Below are 25,816 nucleotides of genomic sequence, written 5' to 3'. Positions count from 1 at the left end.
ATGGCAGAAACAAAAGCGCGTACAGCTACTGGTAAAGTAGTAAGCGATAAGATGGATAAAACCATTACAGTACTTGTTGAACGTACAGAAAAACACCCTCTATACGGTAAGTTTGTACGTCGTTCAACAAAACTACACGCTCACGATGAAAGCAATGAATGTCAGATCGGTGATACCGTTAAGATCGTGGAAACACGTCCTTACTCTAAGTCTAAGACTTGGAATCTGGTTCAGGTTGTTGAGAAAGCAGCAGCTGTATAAGCTGCTCCTTCCTTCGTGAGACTTGTTATCTAATTTGATTGGAGAGCAGTAATGATTCAAACAGAATCGATGCTTGATGTAGCAGATAACAGCGGCGCTAAGCGTGTTCAGTGTATTAAAGTACTGGGTGGCTCACATCGTCGTTATGCTGCTATCGGTGACATTATTAAGGTCACAGTGAAAGAAGCGATCCCTCGCGGTCGTGTTAAAAAAGGGCAGGTTCTAAACGCTGTTGTCGTTAGAACTAAGAAAGGTGTTCGTCGTCCTGATGGTTCCGTAATCCGTTTTGATGTAAACTCTGCGGTTCTACTGAATGCGTCTGGGCAGCCTATTGGTACTCGTATCTTTGGCCCTGTAACACGTGAATTGCGTAATGAGCAATTCATGAAAATTGTTTCTCTTGCACCTGAAGTGCTGTAAGAGGGAGGGGACATTTATGCGTAAGATCAAACGTGACGACGAAGTAATCGTAATTGCCGGTAAAGATAAAGGTAAGCGCGGTACAGTTGTTAAGGTATTAGACGAGAGCCGAGTTCTTGTTTCTGGCATTAATATGGTCAAGAAACACGAAAAACCAAACCCTATGAAGGGTTCAACTGGCGGCATCGTTGAAAAAGAAGCACCTATCCAGGTTTCTAACGTAGCCATTTTTAACAATGCTACAGGTAAAGCGGATCGCGTCGGCTTTAAATTGAATGAAGACGGTACTAAGGTACGTATCTTTAAATCAAACAGTGAAGCGATCGACGCCTAAGAGCGAGAATTATAGCCATGGCGAGACTTAAGCAAGTTTATAAAGATCAGGTCGTAGCAAAACTAACTGAAGAGTTTAGTTACGGGAACGTGATGGAAGTGCCGAAAATCACTAAAATCACATTAAATATGGGTGTTGGTGAAGCTATCGCAGACAAGAAACTTCTTGAGCATGCGGTAAACGATCTTCAAGCACTTAGCGGCCAAAAAGTTGTAGTGACTAAGGCGCGTAAATCAGTAGCAGGCTTTAAAATCCGTGACGGTTACCCGATCGGTTGTAAAGTGACACTACGTGGTGAGCGTATGTGGGATTTCTTCGACCGTTTGGTTGATGTTGCTATCCCACGTATCCGTGACTTCCGTGGACTTAATCCTAAGTCTTTCGACGGTCGTGGTAACTACAGCATGGGTGTTAAAGAGCAGATCATCTTCCCTGAGATCGATTACGATAAAGTTGATCGTGTACGTGGTTTAGATATCACTATCACAACAACGGCTCGTACCGACGAAGAAGGTCGTGCTTTGTTAGCCGCCTTTAATTTCCCTTTCAAGAAATAAGAGGTAGGAATCATGGCAAAAGTTTCAATGGTTCAGCGCGAAGCAAAACGCACCAAATTAGTAGCTAAGTACGCTGAAAAGCGTGCTGCTCTAAAGGCGATCATTAGCGACGTTAATGCATCGGACGATGAAAAGTGGGAAGCAACGCTTAAATTGCAAGCGCTTCCACGCGATTCATCTTCTTCTCGCCAGCGTAATCGTTGCCAAGTAACAGGCCGTCCACACGGTGTTTACCGTCGTTTCGGTTTGTCTCGTATCAAGTTGCGTGAAGCAGCGATGCGTGGCGACGTACCAGGCTTGAAGAAAGCTAGTTGGTAAGCAAGTAGAGCGCGATCATAATACATGGCAGTGAGTGGGGTGTCTAAAAGCTGGACATTCTGCTCGCTGCTGTGTACTATGCGCGAGCTCTATTTGCTGCACAATGGTTTTTTAAATTAGGAGCTCTTAAATGAGTATGCAAGATACCCTTGCGGATATGTTCACACGTATTCGTAATGCACAGATGGCTTCAAAAACATCTGTGAGCATGCCTTCATCAAAAATGAAAGCATCAATTGCTGCAGTTCTACGCGAAGAAGGTTACGTTGGTAACTTCTCAGTAGATGAGGCAGTTAAGCCAACGCTTACAATCGAGTTGAAATACTACGAAGGTAAGCCAGTTATCGAACAAATTAAACGCGCTTCTCGTCCAAGCTTGCGTCAATACAAAGCAACTAGCAATCTACCTAAAGTAGAAGCTGGTCTTGGTGTTGCGATCATCTCTACTTCTAAAGGTGTGATGACAGATCGTGCAGCTCGTGCTGCTGGTATCGGCGGCGAAGTAATCTGCACAGTATTCTAGGAGTTAGTATGTCTCGAGTTGCTAATAGTCCGGTGACGCTTCCTAGTGGTGTAGATTTGACTCTAAATGGCCAAAACGTTGTTGTAAAAGGCGGTAAAGGTTCTCTAGAGTTTAAGGTTCACACAAGCGTACAAGTGTCTAAAGAAGATAACGTTATCACTTTCGCTGCACGCGATGGTGCTAAACAAAGCCGTGCCCTAGCTGGTACAACTCGTGCTTTGGTCAACAACATGGTTGTTGGTGTAAGCCAAGGTTTCGAGAAACGATTGATTCTTCAAGGTGTCGGTTACCGTGCTGCCTTAAAAGGTAAAGTACTTAACCTGTCTTTGGGTTTTTCTCACCCAGTAGATTATGAACTACCTGAAGGTGTAACAGCTGAATGTGCTTCGCAAACAGAAATCGTGATCAAAGGTATTGATAAACAAGCCGTTGGTCAGGTAGCTGCAGAAGTTCGCGGTTTCCGTCCGCCTGAGCCTTATAAAGGTAAAGGTGTTCGCTATGCTGACGAAATTATTCGTCGTAAAGAAGCTAAGAAGAAGTAGGTAGACATTCATGAACACTAAAAAACAATCTCGAATTCGTCGTGCACGTCGTGCGCGTTTGCATATTCGTGAATTAGGTGCGAATCGTCTTACTGTACATCGCACACCACGCCATATGTATGCTCAAGTAATTTCTCCTTGTGGATCTAAAGTGCTAGCAAGCGCTTCTACAGTGGAAGAAACTCTACGTGCTACAGCGACTGGTAACAAAGAAGCAGCTACACAAGTTGGTACTTTGATTGCTACTCGCGCTAAAGAAGCAGGCGTCACTACGGTCGCATTTGATCGTTCTGGCTTCAAATACCATGGCCGCGTTCAAGCTCTTGCTGATGCTGCACGTGAAGCCGGTCTAGAGTTCTAAGGGGTAGCAAATGGCAGTTAATGATCAACAAACTAGCGACCTCCAAGAGAAGCTAGTTCAAGTAAACCGCGTTGCTAAAGTTGTAAAGGGTGGTCGTATCTTCTCATTCACAGCTTTGACAGTCGTTGGTGATGGAAATGGCAAGGTTGGCTTCGGTCGCGGTAAAGCGCGCGAAGTGCCTCAAGCTATTCAGAAAGCAATGGAGCAGGCTCGCCGCAACATGATTTCTGTAAAATTAAATGGCGATACTCTTCAGTATCCTGTGAAAGCAACGCATGGTTCTTCAAACGTCTACATGCAACCTGCTTCTCAAGGTACAGGTATCATCGCCGGTGGTGCTATGCGTGCGGTTCTTGAAATCGCTGGTGTACACAACGTATTGGCGAAATGTTACGGTTCTACAAACCCAGTAAACGTAGTTCGCGCTACGATTAAAGGTCTGCAGGACATGAAAGCGCCTGAGCAAATTGCGGCTAAACGCGGCAAGTCTGTCGATCAAATTTTGGGGTAATGTGTCATGGCGAATAAAACCATCACAGTTCAACTAACCCGTAGCCCGATCGGTCGTCTTCCAAAGCACCGTGAAACAGTTAAAGGCTTGGGTTTGCGTAAAGTTGGCCAAACACGTGAGTTGGAAGATACTCCATCTGTACGTGGCATGGTTAATAAAGTTTATTACATGGTTAAAGTGGTAGGAGAGTAACATGTTCTTAAATACACTTCGTCCTGGCGAAGGTAGCAAGCATGCTCCTAAACGTGTAGGTCGCGGCATTGGTAGCGGCTTGGGCAAAACGGGTGGACGTGGCCATAAAGGTCTTAAGTCTCGCTCCGGTGGCTCAGTAAAACCTGGTTTTGAAGGCGGTCAAATGCCTTTGCAGAAGCGTCTGCCAAAATTTGGTTTCACTTCGCGTCAGGCAAAGTATGTTGCTGAGGTTCGTTTAAACGAGCTTGCTGCTGTAAATGCTGAAGTTGTAGATTTGGCTGCTCTGAAAAGTGCCGACATTCTAGGTCATCAGATTAAAACTGCTCGTGTAATCTTGTCTGGTTCTATCGACAAAGCGATTACCGTACGTGGTCTTAAGGTGACTAAAGGTGCTCGTGCCGCTATCGAAGCAGCTGGCGGAAAAGTCGAGGAATAAATGGCAAAGCGTGGCTCACTACCTGCCGGCATGCAAAATGGATTGAGCGAGCTTTGGGCTCGCATCCGTTTTGTGTTCTTGGCAATTATTGTATATCGAATTGGTGCACACATTCCGGTTCCGGGTATTAACCCAGATAGATTGTCAGCACTGTTTGATCAAAATGAAGGCACAATACTGAGTTTATTTAACGTATTCTCAGGTGGCGCTCTTGAGCGTATGAGTATTTTCGCGCTTGGGATTCTGCCTTATATTTCTGCCTCAATTATTATGCAGTTATTGACGGTCGTGAGTCCGCAGCTAGAGCAGTTAAAGAAAGAAGGTGAAGCGGGTCGTCGTAAGATTACCCAGTACACCCGTTACGGTACCGTGCTACTTGCCTTAGTTCAGTCAGCCTCTATGGCGGTTGGCTTAGCGAGTCAAGGCATCTCATTCAGTACAGGCATGGAGTTCTATGCGGTTGCTGTTGTGACCTTGGTTGCTGGTACGGTCTTCTTGATGTGGTTAGGTGAGCAGGTTACTGAAAAAGGTATTGGTAATGGTATTTCCATTCTGATCTTTGCCGGTATTGTTGCTGGTCTACCATCTGCTCTAGGTCGCTCATTTGAGTCGGCTCGTCAAGGCGATATTAATATATTAGCCTTGCTGTTAATTGGTATTTTAGCCATTGCGACCATCGCATTCGTTGTTTTCATCGAACGTGGTCAACGTCGTATTACGGTTAACTATGCTAAGCGTCAGCAAGGCAAAAAGGTGTTTGCTGCACAAAAGAGTCATTTGCCTCTCAAAGTAAATATGGCTGGTGTTATCCCGCCAATCTTTGCTTCCAGTATTCTGTTGTTCCCAGCTTCGATCGGCCAATGGTTCGGTCAAGGTGAAGGCATGGAATGGTTGCAAAATATTTCTTTGGCACTGGCTCCTGGGCAACCGCTCTATGTGCTGTTGTTTGCGATCGCAATTGTTTTCTTTTGCTTTTTCTATACAGCCCTAGTGTTCAACCCTAAAGATGTGGCAGATAACCTGAAAAAATCCGGTGCGTTTTTACCGGGTATTCGTCCAGGCGATCATACTGCTCGATATATTGATGGAGTAATGACTCGATTGACACTGTTTGGTGCTTTATACATCACGCTAGTGTCTCTGATGCCTCAATTCTTTGTTGTTGCGTGGAACGTTCCGTTCTACTTTGGCGGCACCTCTATGTTAATCGTAGTGGTCGTTGTTATGGACTTTATGTCGCAAGTTCAAAGTCATTTGATGAGTCAGCAATACGAATCATTAATGAAGAAGTCTAATCTGACTGGTTATGGTCCAAATGGCCTAATGCGTTAAGCGTAGGTTGGAGTTGAACATGAAAGTACGTGCATCTGTAAAGAAAATCTGTCGTAACTGCAAAATCGTTCGTCGTAACGGTTCAGTTCGAGTGATTTGTGTTGAGCCTCGTCACAAGCAGCGTCAAGGCTAATAACGAGATTTCTCGACGATGGGAATGGGTGGTTGATTTATCCTACAAATGTAGGCATAATCAGCCGCCCTCATGAAAGTAAAGTGATGAATTAATCATCAATAACAACGGAGTAAAGTGAATGGCTCGTATAGCCGGTGTCAATATTCCTGACAATAAACATGCGGTCATTTCTCTGACTTACATCTTCGGAATTGGTCGCACACGTTCGCGCGCTATTTGCGCCGCTACAGGTGTTGCGGAAACTGCGAAAATTGGTTCATTAAGTGATGATATCCTTGATGAACTTCGTGGCGAAGTTGCTAAGTATACTGTAGAGGGTGACTTACGTCGTGAAGTCAGTATGTCTATCAAACGTTTGATGGACCTAGGTTGTAATCGCGGGATTCGTCATCGCCGCAGCCTACCAGTTCGTGGTCAACGTACCAAAACGAACGCTCGTACACGAAAAGGCCCTCGTAAGCCTATTCGTAAGTAATATAAACGCGTTTCGCTCTAGCTGAAAAAATCGCTAGAGCTGAGCATTAAATAGGAAAGTGCAATATGGCTAAGCCAGCTACGCGCAATACCAAGAAAAAAGTCAAAAAGACGGTTGTCGACGGTGTTGCTCATGTACACGCGTCATTTAACAACACGATCGTGACTATCACCGACCGTCAAGGCAATGCATTGTCTTGGGCGACTGCCGGTGGTTCTGGTTTTCGCGGTTCTCGAAAAAGTACACCATTCGCAGCTCAAGTAGCCGCGGAACGTGCCGGTGCTGTCGCACAAGAATTCGGCCTTAAAAACGTAGACGTAATGATCAAGGGCCCTGGTCCTGGTCGTGAGTCCGCAGTTCGTGCATTGAATGCATTGGGCTTGCGTATCAATAACATCACAGATGTGACGCCAATCCCGCACAACGGTTGCCGTCCACCTAAGAAACGTCGCGTTTAATTGAGGAGACAGACATATGGCTCGTTATATAGGTCCAACTTGTAAGTTGTCTCGTCGTGAAGGTACCGACTTGCAATTGAAGAGCGGTTCACGCGCTCTTGAGTCTAAATGTAAAGCAGAAACAGTTCCTGGTGTGCACGGTGCACGTCGCGGACGTCTTTCTGATTACGGCTTGCAATTACGTGAGAAACAAAAAGTACGTCGTATGTACGGTGTTCTTGAAAAACAATTCCGTAACTACTACAAATCTGCAGCTCGTCTAAAAGGCGCAACTGGCGAAAACCTTTTGCAACTTTTGGAATCACGTTTAGATAACGTTGTTTACCGCGCAGGTTTTGGTTCTACACGTGCGGAAGCTCGTCAACTAGTAGGCCATAAAGGCATTCTAGTAAACGGTGCAACGGTTAACATTGCGTCTTACCAAGTGAAAGCTGGTGACGTTGTGTCTATCCGTGAAAAAGCTAAGAAGCAATTGCGTGTACAAAGCGCACTAGAGCTATCTAAAAATCGCGCGCCGATCCATTGGATCGAAGTTGATGCAACTAAATTGGAAGCAACTTTTAAAGCTGCTCCAGAACGTGCCGATTTATCAGCTGAAATTAATGAGAACCTAATTGTCGAACTTTACTCTAAGTAAGTCGGTGATTGGGATTAAGAAATAGGTGGATCTATGCAGCGTTCAGTGAGCGAATTGTTAACCCCACGCAACATTGAAGTTCAGGAATTAGGCAAAACGCGCGCTAAAGTTACGCTACAACCGCTAGAACGTGGTTTTGGTCATACTTTGGGTAATGCGTTGCGTCGTATTCTTTTATCTTCTATGCCAGGTTGTGCGATTGTTGAAGTCGAAATCGACGGTGTATTACACGAATACAGCGCAATCGAAGGGGTTAAAGAAGATGTAATTGAAATTCTTCTTAACCTGAAAGGAGTTGCGATCGCTCTACACGGGCAAGATGAAGCAACTCTTACTCTAAGTAAAAAAGGTCCTGGTGTCGTAACGGCTGGGGACATCCAGTTAGTTGCTGACGCAGAGATCGCTAACCCGGATCACGTTATTGCGCACTTAGACGATACTGCAGAGTTAAATATGCAGATCAAAGTCGCTCGTGGTCGTGGTTATGAGCCTGCTGATGCTCGTGTTGCTGGCGACGATGAGACTCGTCCAATTGGTCGCTTGCAACTGGATGCCTCATTCAGCCCTGTTCGTCGTGTGGCTTACAGTGTCGATAATGCTCGTGTAGAGCAACGTACAGACTTGGATAAATTGGTGCTAGACATCGAATCCAACGGTACGATCGATCCTGAAGAAGCAATTCGTCGTGCAGCGACTATTCTTCAACAACAAATTGCGGTATTCGTTGCGCTTGAAAGCGAAAGCGAAGCACCAGTTGAAGAAGAAGAGGATGAGATTGATCCAATTTTGCTACGCCCGGTTGATGATCTTGAATTGACCGTTCGCAGTGCTAACTGTTTAAAAGCAGAGAACATTTATTACATCGGTGATTTGATTCAACGTACTGAGGTTGAGCTTCTTAAGACGCCTAACCTAGGTAAGAAGTCGTTAACTGAAATCAAAGATGTTTTAGCACAGCGTGGTTTGTCTTTGGGAATGCGTCTAGAAAACTGGCCACCAGCTAGTTTGAAAGACGATAGCAAAGTTCTAGCTCGCTAGGTCATTGTTCCCTGACCACCGTAGTTTGGTAAGGAATGTATAATGCGTCATCGTAAGAGTGGACGTCACTTAAACCGTACTAGCTCGCATCGTAAAGCGATGTTCAAAAATATGGCTGCTTCTTTGTTTGAGCACGAAGTTATTAAAACAACGTTGCCTAAAGCAAAAGAATTGCGCCGTGTTGCAGAGCCTTTGATCACATTGGCGAAAATCGATTCCGTAGCGAATCGTCGCCTAGCCTTTGCTCGTACTCGTAGCAAAGACGCAGTAGGTAAATTGTTCTCAGAACTTGGTCCTCGTTACCAAGCTCGTCCTGGCGGTTACATTCGCATTTTGAAATGTGGATTCCGTACAGGTGACAACGCACCTATGGCTTACGTGGAATTGGTCGATCGACCAGAAACTGAAGCCGCTGAGTAATATCAGTATGTAATAAAAAAACCGGACTCTTGAGTCCGGTTTTTTTGTGCCATCAAAACACGGTTGCTTTCAGTGACAGTCTTCAAATGGTTTTAAACAGTGGATAAGTAACTGACTTGTCCACAAAAAAAGCGCTAAGCAGATACCTGCTTAGCGCTTTTTTAACAATAACTATGTCTTTATCAAAGCATGGCTTTTAGGAAACGTGCGGTATGAGAGTTATCTTTCTTAGCAACCGCCTCTGGTGTCCCTTCTGCAATGATGTAGCCACCGCCGCTGCCACCTTCTGGTCCTAGATCAACGATCCAATCGGCGGTTTTGATCACGTCCAGATTATGCTCTATGACCACAATGGTATTGCCGTGGTCACGTAAGCGATGCAGTACTTTTAGCAGTTGCTCAATGTCCGCAAAGTGAAGTCCAGTAGTAGGCTCATCCAGAATGTATAAGGTCTTGCCGGTATCACGTTTAGACAATTCTTTGGCCAGCTTGACTCGTTGTGCCTCACCACCAGACAAGGTCGTGGCAGCCTGACCCAAGCGAATATAGCCTAAACCCACATCAATTAAAGTCTGTAGTTTTCGAGCAATGGAAGGAACGGGATCAAAGAACTCACGCGCGTCTTCAATGGTCATTTCCAAGCATTGGTGAATATTCTTACCTTTGTAATGTATCTCTAGAGTTTCACGGTTATAACGCTTACCTTTACAGACATCACAAGGCACATACACATCAGGTAAGAAATGCATTTCCACCTTGATCACCCCATCACCCTGACAGGCTTCACAGCGGCCACCTTTGACGTTAAAACTGAAACGACCTGGCTTATAGCCACGTGAACGTGCTTCTTGAGTGGCCGAGAACAGCTCCCGCATTGGTGTGAAAATGCCGGTGTAGGTCGCAGGGTTAGAGCGCGGTGTACGACCAATTGGGCTCTGATCAATGTCGACACATTTATCGAACTCGTCCATGCCTTCCACTTTACTGTGTGACGCTGGCTTTAAGGTCGTTGCACCGTTTAATGCCGTCGCCGCCAATGGATAAAGTGTGCCATTGATTAAAGTGGATTTACCTGACCCAGACACCCCAGTGACACAGGTCATGACGCCAAGGGGAATGCTCAAATCCACATTATTCAGATTATTACCCGTGGCGCCGATTAGCTTGAGGTGTTTGCCGTCTTGCGCTGGATGACGCACCGCGGGCACTTCAATCTTGCGCTCACCGGTTAGGAATTTGCCGGTAATGGACGACTCACAATCCATAATGTCTTGTGGTGTACCGCTGGCAATCACTTGTCCACCGTGCACACCGGCGCCGGGGCCAATGTCCACAACATGATCAGCAATGCGTATCGCGTCTTCATCGTGTTCTACCACAATGACGGTATTACCCAAATCTCTTAAACGCGTTAGGGTTGCGATCAGACGTTCATTATCGCGCTGATGCAGACCAATAGAAGGCTCATCTAGAATGTACATAACGCCGACCAAGCCCGCGCCAATCTGGCTAGCAAGTCGAATTCGCTGTGCTTCACCACCGGATAAGGAGTCCGCTTTACGATCTAGGGTGAGGTATTCTAAACCCACATTTACTAAGAAGGTCAGACGATCACGGATCTCTTTTAGGATTTTTGATGCGATTTCGCCTTTCGCGCCAGTTAACTGCAAGTTCTCAAAATAATTCAAGCAGTCAGAGATAGAGTAGGTGACGATTTCAGGTAAGGTTTGTTCTTGAATAAAGACATTGCGTGCTGATCGGTTCAAGCGTGAACCGTGACAATCAGGACAAGGTTGTACACTGATGTATTGAGACAAGTCATCACGCACACTGTCGGATTCGGTTTCATGATAGCGGCGCTGTAGGTTTGGGATAACGCCTTCAAATGCATGTGAACGCGTCATCTTATCGCCGCGCTCGTTAATGTAAACGAAGCTAATTTTATCGCTACCTGAACCATTTAAAATGCGCTTTTTAAAATGGTCAGGAATGTCTTTGTAACGTGCTTCGATATCAAAGCCGTAGTGATTTGCCAGTGCCGTCAGCTGCTGATAGTAGAAAATACTGCGTCGTCCCCAGCCGCGAATGGCACCTTCTGCCAAGGTTAGGGTGTCATCCTGAATGATTCGCTCAGGATCAAACATCTGATGCGTACCTAAGCCATCGCATGTCTGACAAGCACCGTTTGGGTTGTTGAATGAGAACAGGCGAGGTTCCAGTTCCGTTAAGCTGTAACCACACACAGGGCAGGCAAATTTACTGGAAAAAATGTATTCCTCATCCGGCTCGTCCATATTAATGGCTTTGGCAATGCCATCCGACAATTCCAAACAGGTTTCGAAAGACTCCGCTAAACGCAGCTGTAAATCGGCACGCACTTTAAAGCGGTCGATGACCACTTCAATGGTGTGTTTTTTGTTTTTTTCCAGCGCTGGCGCATCGTCTAGGTCGACCACAATGCCGTCAATACGAGCGCGAATAAAGCCTTTTGATAATAGGTCACTTATAGTATGTAAGTGCTCACCTTTACGATCTTTGACGATGGGCGCTAGCAACATCATCTTGGTGTCTTCAGGTAAGGAAATGACTTTATCTACCATTTGTGAAATGGTTTGGGCTTCCAAAGGTTCGCCATGATCAGGACAACGAGGTTGACCAGCACGGGCAAACAGTAAACGTAAATAATCGTAGATTTCGGTGATCGTGCCGACCGTTGATCTTGGGTTATGAGACGTGGACTTTTGTTCAATTGAAATGGCGGGTGACAAACCTTCAATGTGATCAATGTCTGGTTTTTCCATCATGGACAAAAACTGTCTCGCGTAGGTTGATAAAGACTCAACGTAACGACGTTGTCCTTCAGCATATAAGGTGTCAAAAGCGAGAGAGGATTTACCAGAGCCTGATAGCCCCGTAATGACCACAAGCTTGTCTCTTGGAATATCTAAATCCACATTTTTCAGGTTGTGGGTGCGGGCCCCGCGTATGGTAATAGTATCCATGGGTCTCCAATAAAAACGGATCGACAGAAGTAAATCTGCATTTAATAAAATAACTGTCTATTTTTACAGTAGTTGAAATGGAGCTTCAACGGTAAATTCGGTAAAATTAGCATCTTTTTTTCTTAACCCCCAACGTTAAGTGGTTGTGACCTCCTTATGGATCTACTCGAACGACGTTCAGTTATTGCCCTAGCACTGATTTATTTGTTCCGCATGTTGGGTTTGTTCCTCATCATGCCTGTGATAAGTGTGGCAGCAGATGGCCTAACGGGAGCCGATGCGGCGTTAATTGGAACCGCGATCGGGATTTACGGATTAACGCAAGCCTGTCTGCAGATTCCCATGGGCATGTGGTCCGATAAAATTGGCCGCAAACGTGTGATTGTCATTGGTTTATTGTTGTTTGCGTTGGGCAGTCTCATTTGTGCCAATGCCGACGACATTAACACACTGATCATTGGGCGAGCCGTGCAAGGAGCAGGCGCCATTGCTAGTACTTTAATGGCGTTATTAAGTGACGTCACGCGAGAGCAAAATCGTACCAAAGCCATGGCCAGTGTGGGCATCAGTATTGGTGCCTCGTTTATGTTATCGCTGGTCTTCGGACCTTGGTTATTTGCACTGGTTGGCTTGTCTGGCTTGTTCTATCTCTCGTTGGCCTTGTCCTTTGTCGGCATTGCACTTATTTTGTTTGCGGTGCCGAATAGCGTGCAACATACCTTTCGACGAGATACGACACCAAGCCTCACCGCACTCGGCTCCGTGATGAAAAACGCTCGCCTGCGCTTTCTGAATATTAGCGTGTTATTTGTTCATGCCAGCTTAACTGCCATCTTTGTGGTGGTGCCAGGGCGCTTGATCAATGAGTTTGATCTGGCCTTGTCACAACATAGCTGGTTTTACTTAGCAATCATGGGTTTTGCCTTTGTGGGTATGTTACCATTGGTGATTATCGCGGAAGCGAAAGGCAAGATGAAGGAAGTGCTGATTGGCGTCTTTATTTTGCTTGGAATCTGTTCCATTGGTCTACAAGGAACCTCCTTGTTTTGGTTGTTTGCTGTGTTACTGTGGGGCTACTTCATTGGTTTTAATGCCATGGAAGCGGTATTACCCTCACTCGTCAGCAAACTTGCCCCAGTCGGTTATCGCGGCACGGCCATGGGCGTATTTTCCACCCACCAATTTATCGGTTCCTTTATTGGCGGTGTGGGCGGTGGATGGCTACTACAGCACCATGCAAATGAAGGTGTGTTTTTTGTCGTGGGCGTGATTTTTCTGGCTTGGTCTTTGGTTTGTATGGTGCAACCCGCGCCACGCCAATTGACCAGCTTGGCTTTCAGCTTACCTAATATGACCAGTGCAGAAGTCACTGAGCTGGCCGAACAACTTGCAAACGTCCAAGGAGTGGAAGGCATGCAAATATTCGAAGATGAACAAACCGCTTATCTTAAAGTGGATAAAAAGCAACTAGACAAAGCAGCCCTGGTGCAACTTGCGCCACAAGCTAATGTATAAAGAAAGAACTTATTTCAGTTGGAGAACGTCATGGCACGTGGAGTAAACAAAGTAATTTTAGTAGGTAACGCAGGCAACGATGCCGAAGTGCGTTTCATGCCGTCTGGTGGCGCTGTGGCAAACGTGAGCTTGGCGACAACCGAAAGCTGGCGTGACAAGCAAACTGGCCAGATGCAAGAGCGTACGGAATGGCACCGAGTGTCTTTCATGGACCGTGGTAACTACCGTCTAGGTCAAATCGCCGGTGACTTCATCAAAAAAGGCTCAAAAGTCTATGTCGAAGGTTCATTGCGTACTCGTGAGTGGGAAAAAGACGGTATTAAGCGTTACACCACAGAAATCATCGCCAGTGAAATGCAATTGCTAGACGGCCGTAACGATGGTGCAGCCCCTTCTGCAGGTGGCTACGACAGCATGCAAGGTCAAGGTGGTGGCTACGGTCAGCAACCTCAGCAGCAAGCCCCACAAGGTGGTTTCAACCAAGCACCACAGCAAGCGGCACCATCCGCACCACAACAGCAAGGAGGCTTTAACCAGCAGCCTGCTCAAGGTGGTTACGGTCAGCAGCCTCAGCAACCAGCGGCACCACAACAGCAAGCGCCACAGGCTCAACCACAATCTTTTGGTAGCTGGGGCAATGCGCCACAGCAACAGGCTCCTCAGCAGCAAGCGCCACAACAAAAAGCGCCGCAGCAACAGAAGCCACAACAAGCGCCAAATTTTGACGACTTTGACGACGACATTCCGTTCTAGGGAAAATTTGTTGTTCAGTCAGATAGACCAGAAAGCCTCGCACATGCGGGGCTTTTTGTTTTTTGGTAGGGGACTTTGAAGCATGCTGATGTAACGGAAAGGTTTAAATGTCACTCTGGTCGGTTAAATTGCGTTCATAGACTCGCCTTGTGCTTGAGGTCTCAGCAATATTGGTCAGGCTTTTATGGTTATCAATGTCATACTGAAACTTCATCGAATACTAAGCATGAAAGGGCACTAAAACGTGGGCGCTAAACAGTACTATAAAAAGCGAATGCAGGTGGTATGCGACTATATATATGCGCACCTTGATGATGATCTCAGGGTTGAGGATCTTAGCCAAATCGCTCACTTTTCTAAGTATCATTTTCACCGCCAGTTTTCCCTTTACATGGGGCAAAATGTATTCAAATTTATTCAGCAACTGCGCTTAAAGCGTGCTGCCTACGAGTTAGTGTTCCAGCCTGAAAAACGTATTACCGATATTGCTATAGATGCAAAATTTGAATTCCCAGAGTCCTTCTCCAGAGCCTTCAAGAAAGCCTTTTTACAACCCCCTAGTGAGTTTCGTCGTCAGCCCGATTTACAGAAACTGGGCCTGAATTTTCATAAGTTTGATAATCGACTGGAGAGCCACATGAAGGTTGATGTCGTTCATTTTGAGACGACAAAAATAGCATTATTAAAACACCGAGCTTCCCCTGACCGGATTATGGAAACCGTCTCAATATTCCGAGAGTGGCGAAAAGCAACGGGGCTATTGCCAATCACGAAAAGCAGAAGGTTCAACATTATCTATGAAGATCCTACGGAGGTGATGCCTGAGGATTTTCGTTGTGATATTGCGACAGAAGTTAAGAGTGAGGTGGCTGATAACGATTATGGTGTGATTAATGGCACTTTGGCTGGTGGCCGCTACGCCGTGGTTCGTCATTTTGGCCCCTATAACAACATCAGTCGTTGCCTGTACTTCTTATATGGAGAATGGCTACCAGATAGTGGTGAAGAGCTACGAGACGCTCCTTGCTTTTTACAGCACCACAACCACTTCCCAGAAGTGGCCGAACATGAATTGATTACTGACGTGTACTTACCCATTGTTTGATCTTTGCGAGGAAGGAGTAGAAGAGTATGTTTTTGTCTATTTTGACAAGCACACCCGTTTGGGTTTGGGCTGTATTTGCCGGCTTAATTTACTTGGGCTGGAAGCAAAGATATGATCGAAACGTCTCTAAAAAGCGCGTGTTATTGGTTCCTTTTGTCATGGTGCTGTTATCCTTGCACGGTACGATATCGAGCTTTTCTAGCGGTAGTGAACCTGTATTGCTTTGGGCGGCAGGCTTGGTCTGCACCCTGCTGCTGTGTTGGCTGATTTTTCCTTTTCAAAGCGCAAGCTTTGATACGACAAGCAAAACATTTCATATTGCTGGCAGTTGTGCTCCCTTGTTAATCATCATGGGGATTTTCACCATCAAATATACGGTTGGTGTCATGACGGCGATGCATAATCCCATGTTGAAACAGCCAGTAATGATCGCCAGTTTGTCTTTTTTATATGGTGTCTTTAGCGGCTATTTTATTGCTCGCTCTCTGACTTTATTGCAATTGAGTCAGCAAGCGGAAAAGGCTCTAAAGTCTAAATAGAAAGACCATTGCGCACCCGTGAGTGGGAAAAGGCGGGATTAAGCGTGATACCACAGAGATCATCGCCAGTGAAATGCAATTGCTAGACGGGCGTAACGATAGCAGTAACAGAGGCATAATGAATTCAATGACTCGACTAGAGCGAATGATGCCAAACTCCCTCCTAACTGAAAGCGCATATCTCACTCAAAGTGACCGAAAAAAAAACTGACGAAGGTGTAGCTCTTAGTGCTATACTTTTTTTCTAATCCGATTAGATCAAGGACGAATCATGCGGATATTTAAAAATAAGGCATTCCATCGCTGGGCGATTAAGGAAGGTTTGGCTGATAGTGCTTTGAGAACAGCCGTTGATGAAATTGAAAAAGGCTTAGTGGACGCGGATTTAGGTGGTCATGTATTCAAAAAACGCGTGGCACTCGGTGGTCGAGGAAAAAGCGCTGGTGCCAGAACACTGTTAGCGTACACATTGGGTCAAAGAGCATTTTTCATGTATGGCTTTGCTAAAAACAGTCGAGCAAATATTGATGCTGATGAATTGAGAGCGCTCAGAAGGTTAGCTAAAGAGTTGCTTGAGTACAGTGATATTGAGCTCATTATCGCCATTGAACACGGTGTATTGATCGAGGTAAAAAATGATGGATAAATCAATCTTAGACATGGTGCAAGATACCGCTCAGCAGTTGTACGATGCTGGCGTGATGAAAGAGACGACTTTGCGTGAATTTGACGCCATGTGTTTGCCTCCAGTAAAAGCGTTCACCGCCGAGCAAATCAAAAGTATCCGTATTAAAAATCGAGCGAGTCAGGGCGTCTTTGCTGCTTACTTGAATACGAGCAAGTCCACCGTGCAAAAGTGGGAGCAAGGCGTTAAGAAGCCGAATGGTCCTTCCTTAAAACTGCTGAACTTGGTAGCCGATAAAGGTCTGGATGTGCTGGTATAGTGTGCCTGTACCATTCAGCTGACAGAACAGAGTAATCATTAAAAAGCCTTCGTATCATTGCTACGAAGGCTTTTTTGTTTTTTATAGTGCTAGTTTGAAGCGTCGCTAATGATTTTTTGCTGCCAAATTGGCTTCTGCTTGAGAATCAAGGATTAGCCAATCTACCTTTTTAGTGCGAATGAATGGGTGTTTGTCGTGAGTATCAAAATTAGTTGTCGAATGTATATCCTGTTATAATGATTCCCATATGAAAGTGTGTCTTGTAACTTGTCGATAAGGGCAAGTGAAACAGTGACTTTCACTGAGGTGAAAGCAGGGATAAATGGAATGTGTTGGCTCCTATGGGAGCCTTTTGTTTATTCGGCTGTCTGATAAGGCATTATGGTGAGTTTTGAGGTGAGTCGTTATGACCGAGGATGAAGAGTTCTCTTTATTTGCCGAGGAAGTGAAAGGCATTCGCCCGCTGAAAAAAACCGAAGTGTACTTGGGGAAAAAGCAGGGTGAAGCGGATTTTGTTGCTCGTCAAAATGCGGCGCTAGAAGCCAAGCAAGAAGACAGAAATTACTTGTCGAAAGATTATGTTGAGCGTGTTGATCCGAATGACATGCTGGAATTTAAGCGTTCTGGTGTGCAAGATGGGGTTTTTAAGCGTTTACGTCAGGGTAAATACGGCGTGGAATCTCGCTTGGATTTACACCGTCGCACCGTGGAAGAAGCACGTCGAGAGGTGTTTCAGTTTACTCAAGATTGTATGAACCACGATATTCGAGTGGGCATCATAGTGCATGGTAAAGGTGATCGAACACCAGAAAATCAAGCCACATTAAAGAGTTACATCAATAAGTGGTTACGTGACATTGATGAGGTGATGGCTTTCCACAGTGCTCAACGTTACCACGGTGGTTTAGGCGCGGTTTATGTGCTGTTCAAAAAGAGTGAAAAAGCCCGTCTAGAAAACTGGGAACGGCATCAAAAACGTTAAGTGTTGGCATTCTCTACAGAATGCTTGCGTGTTATTTGGTGCAGTAAATGTGGGGATTTTGCTATAATTTCGCCACTTTAATGGGCTGGTGGTTAAGCTGGTCATAAGAACCATTTTATTGAGTCATCGTATTCTAATTCTATCGAGGTAGAGAATGACAGATCGCATCGCGCACCATCCTGCGTTTAAATTTATTCGCAGTGAGTTTATTGACGCTCTGAACGCCAGTGTTCAGGAGTTCGAGCATACCGTCACCGGCGCAAAGCATTTTCACATCGCATCGGAAAATGATGAAAACGTTTTCTTAGTGGGGCTCAAAACCGTACCAACGGATTCTTGTGGTGTGGCGCATATTTTGGAACACACCGTCTTATGTGGTTCTGAGCGTTTTCCTGTGCGTGATCCTTTCTTTATGATGATTCGTCGTTCATTGAATACCTTCATGAACGCCTTCACGTCCTCTGATTGGACCGCGTACCCCTTTGCCAGTAAGAACAAGAAAGATTTCCATAACTTATTGGACGTGTATTTGGACGCCGTGTTCTTTTCTCGTCTGGATGAGTTGGACTTCTCTCAAGAAGGCCACCGTTTAGAATTTGCTGAACCTGATAACGCCGAATCAGACCTGACGTTTAAAGGGGTCGTGTTTAATGAAATGAAAGGGGCGATGAGTTCAACCACCTCTGTGTTGTGGCAAACTCTGACCAAGTATCTGTTCCCAAGTAACACTTATCATTTCAATTCTGGCGGTGAACCGACGGACATTCCGGATCTTTCTTACGATGATTTGTTGGCTTTCTATCGTACTCATTATCACCCTTCTAATGCGGTTTTCATGACGTTTGGTGATATTCCGGCTGAGACCTTGCAAGCCGAATTCGAGAAGAAAGTATTGAGCCGTTTTGAACGCCTTGATACCCAAGTCAGTGTGCCGAATGCGAAACGTTATTTCTCGCCTGTTCGCGTGGAAGAAGGCTATGCCGCGGATGAAGTGAAAGAAGACGGTAGTCACGTGGTTGTCGGTTGGTTGTTGGGGGAGAGTACCGATTTAACTCAGCAGTTTGAAGCGCAATTATTGTCCAGTGTGTTGTTGGATAACAGTGCTTCGCCATTGCGTCGAGTATTGGAAAATTCTGACCTTGGACGCGCGCCGTCGCCTCTGTGTGGACTGGAAGACAGCAATAAAGAAATGAGCTTTATGTGTGGTCTTGAAGGGGTGAAGCGAGAAGACTCCAGTAAGGTCGAAGCATTAATCCTTTCCAGTTTGGAAGAGATTGCGGAAAAAGGCGTACAACAGGATATGGTTGACGCCATGTTGCACCAGTTGGAATTAAGCCAACGTGAAATTGGTGGTGGCAGTTACCCTTATGGTTTGCAATTGATCCTCGCAGGATTGTCGACGGCTGTGCATTCTGGTGATGTGATTGCTCAGTTGGATTTGGATCCGGTGATTGAGGCCATGCGTGAGCGCGTACAAGCACCGGATTATATTCCGAATTTGATTAAGGCATTATTGTTGTCAAACGCCCACCGTGTCACCTTGACGTTAAGTCCAGACGATGCGTTAGAGGCCCGCCGTAACCAAGCTGAGAAAGACCGTTTAAGTCATATTAAAGCGTCTTTGTCTGAAGCCGAAGCGCAGCAAATTATCGCTCGCAGTGAGGCGCTTAAAGCGCGCCAAGCGCAAGTGGATGATATGAGCATCTTGCCGAAAGTCGGCTTAGAAGATGTGCCAGCACGTTTACCTGAATACGATCGAGAGCAGGTTGCAGGTCGTTTGCCTATTACCTTTTACCCTCAAGGAACAAATGGTCTGGTGTATCAACAATTGGTGGTTGAGTTACCAGAGCTAGACGAGGAAGAGACGAGCTATTTGCCGTTGTTCTCCTCAGTAATGACGGAGCTTGGGGTAGGCGATCAAGACTACCTTGCGATACAAGAAAAGCAGGCTCAAGTGTGTGGTGGTTTGGGTGCATCGAATTCAATTAGAGCGACCATTAATGACCGTCAAACGGTAACAGGTTACTTCATTCTTTCTTCTAAAGCCTTGGTTCCGAATGTCAGAGCCATGAGCGAATTGTTGCGTGACACCATGTTGCATGTGCGTTTTGACGAAGAGAGTCGCGTCAAAGAGTTAGTCGCGCAACGCCGCGCACGTCGTGAGCAGTCAGTGACTGGACAAGGTCATTCTTTGGCGATGGCGGCAGCGGCCAGCGCCATTTCTGGCTTAGCCGCACAGCAAGAAGCATGGGGCGGTATGTCGGGCATTCGTTCCGCCATCGCTTTAGACGATGCGATGAAAGAAAACAATTCAGCCGTACAACAAGTTCTGGCTGTCTTTAAGCGTATACACAGCAAGTTGTTGCAAGCCAAGAAACAGATGTTGTTGGTGGCCGAAGCACAACATGAAGTGAGCATCATGGCGCAAGTAAATGAGGTGTTCGCGGATTTGCCAGCGGGAGACATGGATACGCACTTCACTTTACCTGCCCAGCAAGGTCAATTGAAATTGGCTTGGTTGACTTCAACGCAAGTCAGCTTTTGCAGTAAAGCTTACCGTACAGCGTTTGGAGATCATCCTGATGTGGCGGCATTGACGGTATTGGGTGGTTTCTTGAGAAACGGATTTTTACATCGTGCGATTCGAGAGCAAGGTGGTGCCTATGGTGGTGGTGCAACCTTTGACGGTGGCACGGGGTCATTCCGTTTCTACTCCTACCGTGATCCAAGATTGACAGAAACATTGGCTGACTTTGATGCGTCTATTGAGTGGTTATTGAATGACACTCACAGTGATGAAGCATTAGAAGAAGCCATTTTAGGTGTGATTGGTTCTATGGATAAGCCAAGTTCACCTGCTGGTGAAGCGCAAAGCGATTTCTATGTCCAGTTACATGGTCGTAGCCTTGCTTATCGAGAAGCGTTTCGAGCGAAAATCTTGTCTGTGACGATTGAGCAATTGCAACAGGTCGCGAAGGCATACCTAACGAAAGAGAATGAAAACATTGCCGTGGTTACCTCTGTCACTAAGCGTGATGAGTTGGAAGCCCTTGGTTTTGATATTCAATCTCTGTAAATATAATACGAAAAACAGCTTAGTTTTTACTAACGGAAAAATAAATGGATCAGTTTCACGATATACGCCCCTACAACGACGATGAAGTCGCCGAGGTGCTGCAAAATCTGGTCACCACACCAGACTTTATTAACACTATTATTGGTTTTCGTTTTGCGAAGTGGCCGAAATGGATGCACGGCCCCTTGGCAATCGTGGTAAAGCTGGCGCTAAAGCGTCAGGTTGCCAAGATCTCCAATGTACATGAATTCCAAATGCGCGTAGCCGAATATATGGAGCGCATGATCAAAACCACGACCACTAACGTGGAATACCGTGGCATTGAAAAATTGCAAAAAGGGGTAGGGTATTTGTTTCTGTCGAACCACAGAGACATTGCCATGGACCCTGCATTTGTCAATTATGGTCTGTATTTGGCGGGATTAGATACGGTTCGTATTGCTATTGGTGATAACTTATTACGTCGTCCTTTTGTGTCCGATTTGATGCGTCTGAATAAGAGTTTCATTGTTAAGCGTTCCGCCAACGGCATTCGCGAAATGATGGCGGCGTTTGGTCAGTTGTCGGCTTACATCACCGAATCCTTGACCAAAGATCAGTGCAATATTTGGATTGCGCAAAAAGAAGGCCGTGCAAAAGACGGTTTGGATCAAACGGATCCGGCCATTATTAAAATGTTCTTCATGAGTCAGAAAAAAGAGAAAAAGTCGTTTGCTGAAGCAATGGCAAACTTAAAAGTTGTGCCGGTTTCCATCTCTTATGAGTACGATCCTTGTGCCTTTGATAAAGCCAATGAATTGCATCAAAAGTCTTCGACTGGCAGCTACGAAAAAGCCGAATTTGAAGACATTGATAGTATTAAAAATGGCATTGTTGGACAAAAAGGCAAAGTGGTCGTGACCTTTGGTGATGTGATCAAAGAGGGTTTTGAAACACCGGAAGAGTTTGTTGCGGAAGTGGATCGTCAGATCATCACGAACTACGCTATTCAGTCTACCAATGAAGCTGCGTTAGCCATGCAGCTTGGGCAAGCGTCGCCGGATGCCGCGTTTTCACGTTATCTAGAAGAGTGTCCGCAAGACTTGCGTGATACTGTGCTGGCTATGTATGCCAACCCGTTGAAACAACAGCAAAAATATTTAGCAAAATAAAACGAGGAGTAAGGTTTTAATGAGTCTTTGGGAGTCACTTCGATCGTGGATTGGATCAGCCATATTCTTTGTTTACTACATGTTGTCGACCGCGTTGTTTGGTGCTCTAGCGCCTTTGGCAACCGTATTGTTACCGAAAGGACTTCGTCAGCCGGTACTGAACCTTCATAACAAAGGTTTGTTATTCGTCTTTCGGGTGTTTTGTGGTGTAAAAATTGAGTTTGTTGGTTTGGAAAACATTGATCGACAGCGCGCGTTTGTGCTGGTGGCAAACCACCAAAGTGAATGGGAAACTTACTTGTTACAGGTGTTGATGGCACCTGTGTCAACGGTGCTAAAAAAAGAACTTTTGTCTGTGCCTTTCTTTGGCTGGGGGTTGCGCATGGTGCAGCCGATCGCCATTGATCGTTCACAACGAACCAATGCGTTAAAGCAAATCATCAGTCAGGGAAAAGAGCGAATTGAAGATGGTCGTTCTGTTTTGATTTTCCCTGAAGGTACGCGCATTGCGCCAAACAAAGAGCAAGCTTTCAATAAAGGGGCGGCCATGTTGGCGACCTCGGCCAAAGCACCGATTTTGCCCGTTGTGCATAATGCTGGCTATACTTGGCCTGGTAAGAAATGGCGTAAATTTCCAGGTACTATCCGAGTGGTGGTTGGACCTGTGATTGAGTCTGAAGGTAAGAAAACCTCAGCGTTACATGAGGAAATGGATGCTTGGATGCGCGCCGAAATGGCAAAACTACCGAAAGGAAACAAGTACATGTTTAACGATTGATTTGATCGTTAAGGTGTTGTGTAGACAATAAAAAAGCCGCATTAGCGGCTTTTTTATTGAGCGTTTGGCTGATTAGCCTTGGTATTTTTTGAATACCAAGCTGGCGTTGGTGCCGCCGAAACCAAAGCTGTTTGACATAATAGTGTTTAGATTCGCATTGTCTTTGCGAGTTGTCACAACAGGAATGTTGCCTGCCGCTTCATCTAACTCTTCTATGTTTGCTGACGCTGTGATGAAGTCGTTTTCCATCATAAGCAGGCAATAAATCGCCTCGTGTACGCCAGCCGCACCGAGTGAGTGACCAGATAATGACTTAGTAGAACTGATTAGTGGAATCTCGTCGCCGAATGTTTCGTTGACGGCTTGCAGTTCTTTCATATCACCAGCAGGTGTACTTGTGCCGTGAGTGTTGATATAGTCGATTTTCTCTTCTACGGTACTCATCGCCATTTGCATACAACGTACCGCACCTTCACCAGATGGCGCGACCATGTCGTAACCATCAGACGTTGCACCGTAACCGACGAGTTCTGCGTAGATTTTTGCACCACGAGCTTTCGCGTGTTCCAGTTCTTCGATAACCAGCATGCCGCCACCGCCTGCGATAACAAAACCATCACGGTTTGCATCGTAAGCACGAGACGCTTTTTCTGGTGTTTCGTTGTACTTAGAAGACAAGGCGCCCATCGCATCAAACATACAAGTTTGTGTCCAGCTTTCTTCTTCACCACCACCAGCAAAAACGATGTCTTGTTTGCCTAGTTGGATTAATTCCATGGCGTTACCGATACAGTGCGCACTGGTAGAACAAGCCGATGTGATGGAGTAGTTAACGCCTTTAATTTTGAATGGCGTTGCCAAACAAGCGGATACAGTACTACCCATCGTTTGTGTAACACGGTAAGGACCAACACGCTTTACGCCTTTTTCGCGTAGTGTGTCTGCAGCGTCTACTAGGTTTTGTGCCGATGCACCACCTGAACCCGCCACTAGACCAGTACGGATGTTAGACACTTGGTCTTCTGTTAAGCCAGCATCTGTGATGGCTTGTTGCATGGAAACGTAAGCGTAAGTTGCCGCGTCGCCCATGAAGCGACGAACTTTACGATCAATGCTGTTTGCATCAAGATCGATACGACCACAAACATGGCTACGGAAACCGTGCTCTTTGTAATCTTCAGCGAAGCGAATACCAGACTGGCCCTCGCGCAACGAGTTTAAAACGCTGTCTTTGTCATTGCCAAGGCAGCTGACAATGCCTAGACCTGTTACTACTACACGACGCATAAATGTGCCTCTTTCATTCTGAATCTTTTAGAAATCTTCTGTTGAAGTAAATAGACCAACACGCAAATCTTTTGCTGTGTATATTTCACGGCCATCTACTTTTACGCTTCCGTCTGCGATACCCATGACCAACTTGCGTTCAATAACGCGTTTTAAGTTGATGTGGAAAGTCACTTTCTTCGCAGTCGGTAGAATTTGCCCAGTGAATTTTACTTCACCTGAGCCAAGTGCGCGTCCACGACCTTTGTTGCCTTTCCAGCCAAGGAAAAAGCCAACAAGTTGCCACATGGCATCTAAGCCTAGGCAGCCAGGCATAACCGGATCGCCAGGAAAGTGACATTCGAAAAACCAAAGGTCTGGGTGGATATCTAGCTCGGCAATGATTTCGCCTTTGCCATGTTCACCGCCCTCAGTAGAGATGTGAGTGATGCGATCCATCATTAGCATGTTACCAACAGGAAGTTGGGCATTACCTGCACCAAACATTTCACCGTGGCCGCATTTTAATAGTTCGTCTTTTTCAAAAGATGAAGCTGTAGTCATTATAGTCCTATATCCACATCCAGCCGCAGACTAGAAATAGCTCGGTGGGTTATGTGGTCCAGTTTGCAGTATAAAATCTAGCTGATTATATCGGTTTGAGGCCGCAATATGAATGTTTGTGAGGAAAAAAAACCGTCAACAGATCGAAAAACACTCAGCAGTAAAGAGTTTTTCGATGAAAATGGCGCTGAGAATCTGTTCACTGCTGGATTTCTGTTAGTATTTGCGTTTTCTTTGTGTGGATAATTGAGCTTTATATGGATCGAGAAGACTCGTTAACTTTATCAACCTGGCAGCATGAATTGTCTGATGGTCATCTACAGGGCTACTCTCGATATGAAGATAGGAATCAGCCGACGATTCATTTTTTGCATGGTAATGGCTTTGCTGTGCAGACTTATGCTCGTTTTTTGTCTCAATTAACCGGCTATAACTTAATTTTGCAAGACGCGGCCGGGCATGGAGGATCTTCTATTACGAAAGGCTTTGTCGGTTGGAATGAGACAGCGGCTCGATTTTCCCAATCCTTGTCGCAGCGTCGAGTGCTGGAGCCGAGTTCAGAGTTGATTGGCATGGGCCACAGTTTTGGTGGTTGTATGACCGCGTTAATGAATCAGCGAGATGAACCCATATTTAGTCGTATGATTTTGTTGGATCCGGCGTTGTTTCCGCCACGCCTGATTTGGATGATGCGTGGTGTGAAATTAGCGGGGCTGAGTCGCCATATTCCGCTGGCGAAACAAGCCAAACGCCGCCGGACGCAATGGGAGAGCCATGCTCAAGTTCATAAAAGTTTTTATGAACGCGGTACCTTTAAAGGCTGGGAAGCTGAGTGCTTAGAAGATTACATTGGCTCTTCGTTATTGCAGGATGAAAAAGGCCATTATCAATTAAGGTGTCCAACGTGGATGGAGGCGGCGATTTTTTCAAGCTATCCAAAAGGTTTGTGGAAAAAAATCGCGCAAATTTCGGTGCCAACCTACATAGTGTTGGGCAAAGATACCTTTGATTATTTCAAAGAGGCTTATCGTTTGTGTGCCAAATTAAATGCCAACATTCATTTGATTGAAGTGGAAGGTGGGCACTGCTTTATGCAACAAGATTCGGCATTGGCCGCGCAGGTCGTTATGGATGTGTTGCAAGCCGATGGACCGAATGCATCAGGCTCAGTCGTTTAATTTTTGACTAAG

32 protein-coding genes are annotated in these 25,816 nt (G+C 45.7%); 29 read left to right on the top strand and 3 right to left on the bottom strand.

What is annotated here, in order from left to right:
- The 18 genes from rpsQ to rplQ all read left to right on the top strand — a co-directional run bounded on the left by rpsQ (position 1) and on the right by rplQ (position 8,951).
- Positions 1–261, top strand: coding sequence for a 30S ribosomal protein S17 (gene rpsQ, locus OA79_RS16070; RefSeq protein ID WP_063334247.1), 261 nt, complete (start codon positions 1–3; stop codon positions 259–261).
- Between the two features lie 51 nt (positions 262–312).
- Positions 313–681, top strand: coding sequence for a 50S ribosomal protein L14 (gene rplN / locus OA79_RS16065; protein ID WP_013797832.1), 369 nt, complete (start codon positions 313–315; stop codon positions 679–681).
- A 16-nt stretch (positions 682–697) separates the two neighbouring features.
- Positions 698–1,015, top strand: coding sequence for a 50S ribosomal protein L24 (gene rplX, locus OA79_RS16060; protein ID WP_013797831.1), 318 nt, complete (start codon positions 698–700; stop codon positions 1,013–1,015).
- A 17-nt stretch (positions 1,016–1,032) separates the two neighbouring features.
- Positions 1,033–1,572, top strand: a complete 540-nt coding sequence (gene rplE, locus OA79_RS16055; protein ID WP_013797830.1) for a 50S ribosomal protein L5 — start codon at positions 1,033–1,035, stop codon at positions 1,570–1,572.
- 12 nt (positions 1,573–1,584) lie between these two features.
- Positions 1,585–1,890 carry a 30S ribosomal protein S14 gene (gene rpsN / locus OA79_RS16050; protein ID WP_013797829.1) on the top strand — a complete coding sequence of 102 codons (306 nt, stop codon included), beginning with the start codon at positions 1,585–1,587 and terminating at the stop codon, positions 1,888–1,890.
- Positions 1,891–2,020: 130 nt separating this feature from the next.
- Positions 2,021–2,413 (top strand): 30S ribosomal protein S8, encoded by a 393-nt coding sequence (rpsH, locus tag OA79_RS16045; RefSeq protein ID WP_013797828.1) that lies wholly within the window; start codon positions 2,021–2,023, stop codon positions 2,411–2,413.
- A gap of 8 nt (positions 2,414–2,421) precedes the next feature.
- The gene (gene rplF / locus OA79_RS16040; protein WP_063334246.1) at positions 2,422–2,955 is read left to right on the top strand and encodes a 50S ribosomal protein L6; all 534 of its coding nucleotides are present in this window, start codon (positions 2,422–2,424) and stop codon (positions 2,953–2,955) included.
- 10 nt (positions 2,956–2,965) lie between these two features.
- A complete protein-coding gene (gene rplR, locus OA79_RS16035; RefSeq protein WP_063334245.1) occupies positions 2,966–3,316 on the top strand; it encodes a 50S ribosomal protein L18 in 351 nt (116 codons plus the stop codon).
- Between the two features lie 10 nt (positions 3,317–3,326).
- Positions 3,327–3,827: a 30S ribosomal protein S5 gene (rpsE, locus tag OA79_RS16030; RefSeq protein ID WP_013797825.1), complete on the top strand. Its 501-nt coding sequence runs from the start codon at positions 3,327–3,329 to the stop codon at positions 3,825–3,827.
- A gap of 6 nt (positions 3,828–3,833) precedes the next feature.
- Positions 3,834–4,019, top strand: coding sequence for a 50S ribosomal protein L30 (gene rpmD / locus OA79_RS16025; RefSeq protein ID WP_013797824.1), 186 nt, complete (start codon positions 3,834–3,836; stop codon positions 4,017–4,019).
- Position 4,020: 1 nt separating this feature from the next.
- A complete protein-coding gene (gene rplO / locus OA79_RS16020) occupies positions 4,021–4,455 on the top strand; it encodes a 50S ribosomal protein L15 (RefSeq protein WP_063334244.1) in 435 nt (144 codons plus the stop codon).
- Entirely contained in the window at positions 4,456–5,787 is a 1,332-nt protein-coding gene (gene secY, locus OA79_RS16015; RefSeq protein WP_013797822.1) for a preprotein translocase subunit SecY, read from the top strand.
- A 19-nt stretch (positions 5,788–5,806) separates the two neighbouring features.
- Positions 5,807–5,920, top strand: coding sequence for a 50S ribosomal protein L36 (gene rpmJ, locus OA79_RS16010; protein WP_012071915.1), 114 nt, complete (start codon positions 5,807–5,809; stop codon positions 5,918–5,920).
- A gap of 121 nt (positions 5,921–6,041) precedes the next feature.
- Positions 6,042–6,398 carry a 30S ribosomal protein S13 gene (gene rpsM, locus OA79_RS16005; RefSeq protein WP_013797821.1) on the top strand — a complete coding sequence of 119 codons (357 nt, stop codon included), beginning with the start codon at positions 6,042–6,044 and terminating at the stop codon, positions 6,396–6,398.
- A 65-nt stretch (positions 6,399–6,463) separates the two neighbouring features.
- Positions 6,464–6,856 carry a 30S ribosomal protein S11 gene (gene rpsK / locus OA79_RS16000; RefSeq protein WP_009836290.1) on the top strand — a complete coding sequence of 131 codons (393 nt, stop codon included), beginning with the start codon at positions 6,464–6,466 and terminating at the stop codon, positions 6,854–6,856.
- A 16-nt stretch (positions 6,857–6,872) separates the two neighbouring features.
- Positions 6,873–7,493, top strand: coding sequence for a 30S ribosomal protein S4 (gene rpsD / locus OA79_RS15995; RefSeq protein WP_063334243.1), 621 nt, complete (start codon positions 6,873–6,875; stop codon positions 7,491–7,493).
- 33 nt (positions 7,494–7,526) lie between these two features.
- Positions 7,527–8,531: a DNA-directed RNA polymerase subunit alpha gene (locus OA79_RS15990; protein WP_063334242.1), complete on the top strand. Its 1,005-nt coding sequence runs from the start codon at positions 7,527–7,529 to the stop codon at positions 8,529–8,531.
- Positions 8,532–8,573: 42 nt separating this feature from the next.
- Positions 8,574–8,951 (top strand): 50S ribosomal protein L17, encoded by a 378-nt coding sequence (rplQ, locus tag OA79_RS15985; RefSeq protein ID WP_063334241.1) that lies wholly within the window; start codon positions 8,574–8,576, stop codon positions 8,949–8,951.
- 182 nt (positions 8,952–9,133) lie between these two features.
- Here rplQ and uvrA read toward each other — a convergent pair whose 3' ends face one another.
- Entirely contained in the window at positions 9,134–11,953 is a 2,820-nt protein-coding gene (gene uvrA / locus OA79_RS15980) for an excinuclease ABC subunit UvrA (RefSeq protein WP_063334240.1), read from the bottom strand.
- Between the two features lie 156 nt (positions 11,954–12,109).
- Between uvrA and OA79_RS15975 the strand changes: the two genes are divergently transcribed.
- From OA79_RS15975 to OA79_RS15930, 10 genes are all read left to right on the top strand, one after another.
- Positions 12,110–13,468, top strand: a complete 1,359-nt coding sequence (locus OA79_RS15975) for an MFS transporter (RefSeq protein ID WP_063334239.1) — start codon at positions 12,110–12,112, stop codon at positions 13,466–13,468.
- A 30-nt stretch (positions 13,469–13,498) separates the two neighbouring features.
- Positions 13,499–14,221, top strand: coding sequence for a single-stranded DNA-binding protein (gene ssb, locus OA79_RS15970; protein ID WP_063334238.1), 723 nt, complete (start codon positions 13,499–13,501; stop codon positions 14,219–14,221).
- A gap of 244 nt (positions 14,222–14,465) precedes the next feature.
- Positions 14,466–15,326, top strand: a complete 861-nt coding sequence (locus OA79_RS15965; protein WP_197465407.1) for an AraC family transcriptional regulator — start codon at positions 14,466–14,468, stop codon at positions 15,324–15,326.
- 26 nt (positions 15,327–15,352) lie between these two features.
- On the top strand, positions 15,353–15,865 hold the full coding sequence (locus OA79_RS15960) for a DUF6622 family protein (RefSeq protein WP_063334236.1): 513 nt from the start codon (positions 15,353–15,355) through the stop codon (positions 15,863–15,865).
- Positions 15,866–16,136: 271 nt separating this feature from the next.
- Positions 16,137–16,511, top strand: a complete 375-nt coding sequence (locus OA79_RS15955) for a type II toxin-antitoxin system RelE/ParE family toxin (RefSeq protein ID WP_063334235.1) — start codon at positions 16,137–16,139, stop codon at positions 16,509–16,511.
- Positions 16,501–16,809, top strand: coding sequence for a helix-turn-helix domain-containing protein (locus tag OA79_RS15950; RefSeq protein WP_331709332.1), 309 nt, complete (start codon positions 16,501–16,503; stop codon positions 16,807–16,809). The genes OA79_RS15955 and OA79_RS15950 overlap by 11 nt, the downstream gene beginning before the upstream one ends.
- A gap of 406 nt (positions 16,810–17,215) precedes the next feature.
- Positions 17,216–17,791: a DNA endonuclease SmrA gene (gene smrA / locus OA79_RS15945; RefSeq protein ID WP_063334233.1), complete on the top strand. Its 576-nt coding sequence runs from the start codon at positions 17,216–17,218 to the stop codon at positions 17,789–17,791.
- Between the two features lie 154 nt (positions 17,792–17,945).
- Positions 17,946–20,867, top strand: coding sequence for an insulinase family protein (locus OA79_RS15940; RefSeq protein WP_063334232.1), 2,922 nt, complete (start codon positions 17,946–17,948; stop codon positions 20,865–20,867).
- Positions 20,868–20,911: 44 nt separating this feature from the next.
- Entirely contained in the window at positions 20,912–22,018 is a 1,107-nt protein-coding gene (locus tag OA79_RS15935) for a 1-acyl-sn-glycerol-3-phosphate acyltransferase (RefSeq protein ID WP_063334231.1), read from the top strand.
- A gap of 19 nt (positions 22,019–22,037) precedes the next feature.
- The gene (locus tag OA79_RS15930) at positions 22,038–22,796 is read left to right on the top strand and encodes a lysophospholipid acyltransferase family protein (RefSeq protein ID WP_063334230.1); all 759 of its coding nucleotides are present in this window, start codon (positions 22,038–22,040) and stop codon (positions 22,794–22,796) included.
- Between the two features lie 72 nt (positions 22,797–22,868).
- Here the strand turns inward: OA79_RS15930 and fabB are convergent, their stop codons facing one another.
- Both fabB and fabA read right to left on the bottom strand, forming a co-directional pair.
- Positions 22,869–24,083 carry a beta-ketoacyl-ACP synthase I gene (fabB, locus tag OA79_RS15925; protein WP_063334229.1) on the bottom strand — a complete coding sequence of 405 codons (1,215 nt, stop codon included), beginning with the start codon at positions 24,081–24,083 and terminating at the stop codon, positions 22,869–22,871.
- 27 nt (positions 24,084–24,110) lie between these two features.
- Positions 24,111–24,626, bottom strand: a complete 516-nt coding sequence (gene fabA / locus OA79_RS15920; protein ID WP_013797797.1) for a bifunctional 3-hydroxydecanoyl-ACP dehydratase/trans-2-decenoyl-ACP isomerase — start codon at positions 24,624–24,626, stop codon at positions 24,111–24,113.
- A 257-nt stretch (positions 24,627–24,883) separates the two neighbouring features.
- On the opposite strand from fabA, the gene OA79_RS15915 reads away from it, so the two are divergent.
- A complete protein-coding gene (locus tag OA79_RS15915) occupies positions 24,884–25,804 on the top strand; it encodes an alpha/beta hydrolase (protein WP_063334228.1) in 921 nt (306 codons plus the stop codon).
- Positions 25,805–25,816: the final 12 nt, after the last annotated feature.

It is taken from the genome of Marinomonas sp. TW1 (assembly GCF_001625355.1).
GTDB lineage: Bacteria > Pseudomonadota > Gammaproteobacteria > Pseudomonadales > Marinomonadaceae > Marinomonas.
This window is presented reverse-complemented; position numbering and strand designations above follow the sequence as displayed.

Coding starts and splice junctions, on each gene's coding strand:
- rpsQ (WP_063334247.1), top strand. CDS start 1: ATGGCAGAAACAAAAGCGCGTACAGCTACTGGTAAAGTAGTAAGCGAT.
- rplN (WP_013797832.1), top strand. CDS start 313: ATGATTCAAACAGAATCGATGCTTGATGTAGCAGATAACAGCGGCGCT.
- rplX (WP_013797831.1), top strand. CDS start 698: ATGCGTAAGATCAAACGTGACGACGAAGTAATCGTAATTGCCGGTAAA.
- rplE (WP_013797830.1), top strand. CDS start 1,033: ATGGCGAGACTTAAGCAAGTTTATAAAGATCAGGTCGTAGCAAAACTA.
- rpsN (WP_013797829.1), top strand. CDS start 1,585: ATGGCAAAAGTTTCAATGGTTCAGCGCGAAGCAAAACGCACCAAATTA.
- rpsH (WP_013797828.1), top strand. CDS start 2,021: ATGAGTATGCAAGATACCCTTGCGGATATGTTCACACGTATTCGTAAT.
- rplF (WP_063334246.1), top strand. CDS start 2,422: ATGTCTCGAGTTGCTAATAGTCCGGTGACGCTTCCTAGTGGTGTAGAT.
- rplR (WP_063334245.1), top strand. CDS start 2,966: ATGAACACTAAAAAACAATCTCGAATTCGTCGTGCACGTCGTGCGCGT.
- rpsE (WP_013797825.1), top strand. CDS start 3,327: ATGGCAGTTAATGATCAACAAACTAGCGACCTCCAAGAGAAGCTAGTT.
- rpmD (WP_013797824.1), top strand. CDS start 3,834: ATGGCGAATAAAACCATCACAGTTCAACTAACCCGTAGCCCGATCGGT.
- rplO (WP_063334244.1), top strand. CDS start 4,021: ATGTTCTTAAATACACTTCGTCCTGGCGAAGGTAGCAAGCATGCTCCT.
- secY (WP_013797822.1), top strand. CDS start 4,456: ATGGCAAAGCGTGGCTCACTACCTGCCGGCATGCAAAATGGATTGAGC.
- rpmJ (WP_012071915.1), top strand. CDS start 5,807: ATGAAAGTACGTGCATCTGTAAAGAAAATCTGTCGTAACTGCAAAATC.
- rpsM (WP_013797821.1), top strand. CDS start 6,042: ATGGCTCGTATAGCCGGTGTCAATATTCCTGACAATAAACATGCGGTC.
- rpsK (WP_009836290.1), top strand. CDS start 6,464: ATGGCTAAGCCAGCTACGCGCAATACCAAGAAAAAAGTCAAAAAGACG.
- rpsD (WP_063334243.1), top strand. CDS start 6,873: ATGGCTCGTTATATAGGTCCAACTTGTAAGTTGTCTCGTCGTGAAGGT.
- OA79_RS15990 (WP_063334242.1), top strand. CDS start 7,527: ATGCAGCGTTCAGTGAGCGAATTGTTAACCCCACGCAACATTGAAGTT.
- rplQ (WP_063334241.1), top strand. CDS start 8,574: ATGCGTCATCGTAAGAGTGGACGTCACTTAAACCGTACTAGCTCGCAT.
- uvrA (WP_063334240.1), bottom strand. CDS start 11,953: ATGGATACTATTACCATACGCGGGGCCCGCACCCACAACCTGAAAAAT.
- OA79_RS15975 (WP_063334239.1), top strand. CDS start 12,110: ATGGATCTACTCGAACGACGTTCAGTTATTGCCCTAGCACTGATTTAT.
- ssb (WP_063334238.1), top strand. CDS start 13,499: ATGGCACGTGGAGTAAACAAAGTAATTTTAGTAGGTAACGCAGGCAAC.
- OA79_RS15960 (WP_063334236.1), top strand. CDS start 15,353: ATGTTTTTGTCTATTTTGACAAGCACACCCGTTTGGGTTTGGGCTGTA.
- OA79_RS15955 (WP_063334235.1), top strand. CDS start 16,137: ATGCGGATATTTAAAAATAAGGCATTCCATCGCTGGGCGATTAAGGAA.
- OA79_RS15950 (WP_331709332.1), top strand. CDS start 16,501: ATGATGGATAAATCAATCTTAGACATGGTGCAAGATACCGCTCAGCAG.
- smrA (WP_063334233.1), top strand. CDS start 17,216: ATGACCGAGGATGAAGAGTTCTCTTTATTTGCCGAGGAAGTGAAAGGC.
- OA79_RS15940 (WP_063334232.1), top strand. CDS start 17,946: ATGACAGATCGCATCGCGCACCATCCTGCGTTTAAATTTATTCGCAGT.
- OA79_RS15935 (WP_063334231.1), top strand. CDS start 20,912: ATGGATCAGTTTCACGATATACGCCCCTACAACGACGATGAAGTCGCC.
- OA79_RS15930 (WP_063334230.1), top strand. CDS start 22,038: ATGAGTCTTTGGGAGTCACTTCGATCGTGGATTGGATCAGCCATATTC.
- fabB (WP_063334229.1), bottom strand. CDS start 24,083: ATGCGTCGTGTAGTAGTAACAGGTCTAGGCATTGTCAGCTGCCTTGGC.
- fabA (WP_013797797.1), bottom strand. CDS start 24,626: ATGACTACAGCTTCATCTTTTGAAAAAGACGAACTATTAAAATGCGGC.
- OA79_RS15915 (WP_063334228.1), top strand. CDS start 24,884: ATGGATCGAGAAGACTCGTTAACTTTATCAACCTGGCAGCATGAATTG.